Here is a 4,894-nt window from a genome sequence, read left to right as displayed (position 1 = left end):
GATTAGAAGTGCGTGAAGACAATACGGCAGCGATAAATTTATATGAAAAAATGGGCTATAAAACCCTGAAATTTCTTATCCATTATTACGATGATTTGTGTAATGGACGCCGGATGCAAAAACGCTTGTCGCCACAAGGGCCTAAGGTGCAATTACCGATGCCACTTTATGTTCAGACTACGCCATTTACTTGCGGTGCGGCATGCTTGCTGATGAGCTTTTCTTGCTTGTCTAAATCGTTTGAGCCGAGTCGCACCGCTGAGCTGCAACTGTGGCGAGAAGCGACAACGATTTTTATGGCGGCGGGGCACGGTGGGTGCAGCGGCCAAGGGTTGGCATTGGCTGCTAGTCGACGCGGTTATCATGTGGAGCTGTGGAGCCAATCCAAAAGCACGCCTTTTATTGATAGCGTGCGAGATGCCAATAAAAAACAAGTTATCGAATTGGTTCATCTTGATTTTTGTGAGCAGCTTAGTCATCAAGATGTGGCGATGATTGATGCACCACCGAGTCAAGAGCAACTAGAAGCGTGGGTGACGGAAGGGGCATGTGTGCTGCTACTCATCAGCACTTATCGTTTCGATGGTAAGAAAGAGCCGCATTGGATCGTACTCAGTGGTATGAGCGATAAATTCTTCTTCATTCACGATCCACATGCAGAAACAGAAGCGGATGCGATGGCTTCGGCTTTCATTCCGGTCGGCAAAAAAGCGCTGTCACAAATCATCGGTTTTGGTAAACAAAAACAGACGGCTTGTGTGGTGATTAGCTCGAACCGCAGTGCTATGCGTGTAACCACTGGTTAGGATAGAGTTTAAATGAGTTCATTGAGTCATAATGACTGTTTTTTCTTGAGTTGTTATGACTCTTTTTTTTTGAGTGATATTTCTTATTTTATTGTTTTTATTGGGTGTTTTTATTGGCTTGAATTGTGCTTGTGGTGTTGGTCGTCTGTCATGATATCCACCACCGCCGTAAGAGGTCACAGTGCTCAATATTACCGATATAAAAGTAGAACAACGCATACCCGCTTGGTTGCGCCTTGGTTTTCGTCCCTTTTTCCTACTTGGTAGCGTATATGCCGTTTTAGCGGTGACGTTATGGGTCTGGATGTTTCAAACCGGTCAGCCATCGGCATTGCAAGTTCCTGCGCTGTGGTGGCATGTACATGAAATGCTGTTTGGTTTTGCTATGGCAATTGTGGTCGGTTTTCTATTGACTGCCGTACAGAACTGGACTGGCATTAATGGCACGAAACATTATCGCTTAGCCGTGTTAGTCGCCTTGTGGCTAGCGCCTCGAATCTTATTGTGGACGCCGACACCTTTGTGGGTCATCTCTTCTGTCGAAGCGCTTTTTTTGGCCGCTTCAGCCTATGAAATTGGCTGCCGAGTAGTGCAAGCGAAAGGCTGGAAAAATCTCTTTTTTGTGCCGCTGTTTATTTTAGCGATCGGCGCGAACTTTGCGAGTTATGCCACCATTAAAGGAATGCCGCCCTTTAGCTCAGCGGCGGTATGGCAGGCGATGTTGTGGTGGTTCACATTGTTGCTATCAGTCATGGGAGCACGCGTGATCCCTTTCTTCAGCGCAAGGCGTTTTAACTTTGAAAAAGCACAGCCATGGGTATGGCTCGATTGGTTAGCCAATGCACCCATTGCGGCCTTGTTTATTTTGAGTTTCTTCCCGCTGACGATGGTGCAGATTGGTCAGCCTATCATGTTACTGGCTGGGTTAGCGCAGTGGGTACGTTGGATGCGTTGGAAACCATGGCTAACATTGAGTGAGCCTCTGGTTTGGTCGCTGCACGCTGCGTATGCCTGCATTCCTTTGAGCTTATTACTGCGCGGGTTAATTGATGATGTATATGTCACTCATAACCTGATCCATCTCTTTGCTATTGGAGCCATCTCAAGCTTGATTTTGTCGATGATTGCACGCGTGACCATGGGGCATACCGGCAGGGCGATTTATCAAGGGCCTAAAATGAGTATTGCGTTTGCGGCTTTGATGATGTCGGCATTGGTACGCAGCCTCGGTGTAGCGTTTTTTCCAGCACAACTCTTTTTGATGGTGAATATCAGTGCCGCACTCTGGATATTGGCTTTTACTCTGTTTGTGTGGAAATTCGGCACGATGTTACTTACGCCGAGAGTCGATGGCCACCCGGGATAACGGTTTGGCTCGTAACGTGGAAGTAGCAAAATAAAAAAGTAGAAAGTAGCCTAGCAGTAGAAAGCGCGCAAAAGAAAAAGGCTTGGCACATGGCCAAGCCTTTTTATCAGAAAAACTGGATCAGTTATGGCTGTGCAGCATGCTGTTCAGTTCAACGGCTGATTTATTGGCTAAACACTCAATTTGACCAGTGATCGAGTTGCGACGGAAAAGTAGATCCGATACACCAGCTAAATCACGTGCTTTGACGATTTCCACTTCTTGGCCTTGGTTATCGAGCATACGCACTTTAGTGCCAGCAGTTACGTACAAACCTGATTCTATTGTGCAGCGATCGCCGAGTGGGAAACCTAAGCCTGCATTTGCGCCAAGCAGTGAGTTTTCACCGATAGAGACCACGACCTTACCGCCGCCAGAAAGCGTACCCATGATAGAAGCGCCACCGCCGATGTCCGATCCATTACCAACAACCACACCAGCAGAAATACGCCCTTCAACCATGCTCACGCCTGTTGTACCAGCGTTGAAGTTGATAAAACCTTCATGCATCACAGTGGTACCTTCGCCCACGTGCGCGCCAAGGCGAACGCGCGAGGTATCCGCAATACGGATGCCCGCTGGGACAATGTAATCAACCATTTTCGGGAATTTATCGACACAATCTACCGTTAAAGCTCGGCCTGCAAGGCGAGCTTCAATTTGACGATCCGCTAGTTCAGGTAGATCGATAGGACCCTCATTGGTCCATGCGATGTTGTGCAGCAGGCCAAAAATACCATCAAGCACAGTACCGTGTGGTTTCACTAAACGGTGTGAAATCAGTTGTAGCTTCAAAAAGCCTTCAGCGACTGATTGAGGCTGTTCGTCGGAAGCTAAAATAACCAGCACCAGTGGTTGTGAGGCGTTAGCGGCTTTATCGGCAAAACTGGCATTGTTAGCCTGATCATGTTGAGCAAATATCGCGGCGAGTTGGGCGCTTTGCTCGGTTGAGATGTCGATATACTGGTTGCCTTCGCCATAACCAGAGACTTGAGCAAGCTCGCTCACTAGTGCGTCACTTGGGTTGAGAATTGGCGCTGGAAAAAACGCTTCAATAATTTTTCCATCACGGTTTTTGGTTGCCGTGCCAAAGGCAAGTGCAAAGTAAGCCATTTTGATATCTCCATGTTGTCACTATTGATGCGCTCGCCAGCGTAGGTTGAGCATCATTGCGGCGCACTCGATTTATCAAGCATCATAAAGAGTGAGGCAGGGGTAGGAAAGGGCAAAAGGGGAGAAAGTCCGTAAAACGATACCTTTTGTCTTTTTAGCGATGTATTTCTTTAGACAGAAATACAAAACCGCTGACGAAGCAGCGGCCTTTTCACGTTCTATTATCTTAAGTTAAGCGTTTAATCGCCTTAAGCTGCATCTTCTTCTGGTGCTTCGTCTTTTATCGCTTTGGCTTTTTTAGGCTTAGCCGGTGCAGGCTTGCGCTTTGCGCCAAGTGCGTAAAGCACTTCTTCTTTATTTTGCGCTAAGAACATCGCCAAAGCTTCTTGCTTGGCTTCATCTTCTAGTAACTCACTTTTCCCTAACAGTTCGAAAAGCTCATCTGCCATATCGAGCATTTTGTCATAAGCGTCAGCGTCTGCTTTAGAGGTAAAAGTCATCTTTTCTTCTCCGTTGCGTTCCACCACGTACTTGACGATTACAGCCATGGTTAATCCTCTAACTTAGTCATTAATTCTACTGGCTGTTTATACAGTTTTTAAACCATGAAGTCTAGGTGAGCAGGAAAAAGTGAGAGGTGGATGGCTACTCTTTGTTCCATTGATAACAAAATTCAATAAAGTGTTTGAGCAGTGGGCTTTGGTATTTTTCTTTATGCACCAATAGCCAAAAACGGCGTTTCATGTCCAGCGGAACATCGAGTCTTTTAACCCGGCCATCTTGCAGTGCTGAATGCGCAGCAAGGGTGGATAAACAGCCCAAACCTAACCCTGCCGAAACACTGTTGATTAAGGCTTCAGTGGTATTCAATTCAAAGGCTTCATGCCACTGCTCAAGTCGTGGTGCGATAGCCCGTAAGAAAAACTCTCGCGAGCCAGAACCCGCTTCACGCAATACCCATTGGCTCTGTTCGAAATCATTGAGGGTGAGCTGATTTATTATTGTGAGTGGATGTTCGGGTGCGCAAATAATACACATTTCATCGTGTGAAAAAGGCGTTGAAATCAGCTCTGGGTGCAGTGTTTTTCCTTCAATCAAAGCAAGATCCAGTTCGTAATCGACCAACTTTTGGCAAATCAGCGCCGAGTTGGAAATAAACAAACTTTGCGAGATGTGTTGGGTTTGCTGGCGAAATTGACTGAGTAGATAAGGCGCAACATGGTTGCCAATCGTATCACTGGTACCAATGCGCAATTGGCCTGCGAGGGTTTGCTCACTGTCAAACAGTTGGTTGATGTTGCTCGCACGGCTTAGCAGTTCATCGGCGAGCGGCAACAGTTTTTGTCCCTCTTGATTGAGGATTAAACGGTTATTGACCCTATCGAACAGCGCATGCCCAAGCTGTTTTTCCAGTTCAGACAGTGACATGCTCACGGCCGCTTTTGACAAAAACAGCGCCTCTGCAGCTTGGGTCAAGGTTTTGTGTTGCGTAATCGAAGTGAATACTTTCAATTGCTTAAGAGAAATATTGGCAGCCATAATTTTGTTTAATTAATCTGAACGTGTGTTC

5 protein-coding genes are annotated in these 4,894 nt (G+C 46.6%); 2 read left to right on the top strand and 3 right to left on the bottom strand.

What is annotated here, in order from left to right:
* Window positions 1–806: GNAT family N-acetyltransferase/peptidase C39 family protein (locus B9J87_RS05835; RefSeq protein WP_094149721.1), on the top strand; the 806-nt coding region annotated here is incomplete at its 5' end.
* 181 nt (window positions 807–987) lie between these two features.
* Window positions 988–2,172 carry an NnrS family protein gene (locus tag B9J87_RS05830; RefSeq protein WP_094149719.1) on the top strand — a complete coding sequence of 395 codons (1,185 nt, stop codon included), beginning with the start codon at window positions 988–990 and terminating at the stop codon, window positions 2,170–2,172.
* A gap of 120 nt (window positions 2,173–2,292) precedes the next feature.
* Here the strand turns inward: B9J87_RS05830 and dapD are convergent, their stop codons facing one another.
* From dapD to B9J87_RS05815, 3 genes are all read right to left on the bottom strand, one after another.
* A complete protein-coding gene (gene dapD, locus B9J87_RS05825; protein WP_088721258.1) occupies window positions 2,293–3,324 on the bottom strand; it encodes a 2,3,4,5-tetrahydropyridine-2,6-dicarboxylate N-succinyltransferase in 1,032 nt (343 codons plus the stop codon).
* 248 nt (window positions 3,325–3,572) lie between these two features.
* Complete coding sequence (locus tag B9J87_RS05820; protein WP_094149717.1) at window positions 3,573–3,872, bottom strand: YebG family protein; 300 nt, start codon at window positions 3,870–3,872, stop codon at window positions 3,573–3,575.
* 97 nt (window positions 3,873–3,969) lie between these two features.
* A complete protein-coding gene (locus B9J87_RS05815; protein WP_064625837.1) occupies window positions 3,970–4,863 on the bottom strand; it encodes a LysR family transcriptional regulator in 894 nt (297 codons plus the stop codon).
* Window positions 4,864–4,894: the final 31 nt, after the last annotated feature.

The organism is Vibrio sp. V19_P1S1T109 (assembly GCF_002241375.1).
Taxonomy (GTDB): Bacteria; Pseudomonadota; Gammaproteobacteria; order Enterobacterales; family Vibrionaceae; genus Vibrio; species Vibrio anguillarum.
This window is presented reverse-complemented; position numbering and strand designations above follow the sequence as displayed.

Coding starts and splice junctions, on each gene's coding strand:
- dapD (WP_088721258.1), bottom strand. CDS start 3,324: ATGGCTTACTTTGCACTTGCCTTTGGCACGGCAACCAAAAACCGTGAT.
- B9J87_RS05820 (WP_094149717.1), bottom strand. CDS start 3,872: ATGGCTGTAATCGTCAAGTACGTGGTGGAACGCAACGGAGAAGAAAAG.
- B9J87_RS05815 (WP_064625837.1), bottom strand. CDS start 4,863: ATGGCTGCCAATATTTCTCTTAAGCAATTGAAAGTATTCACTTCGATT.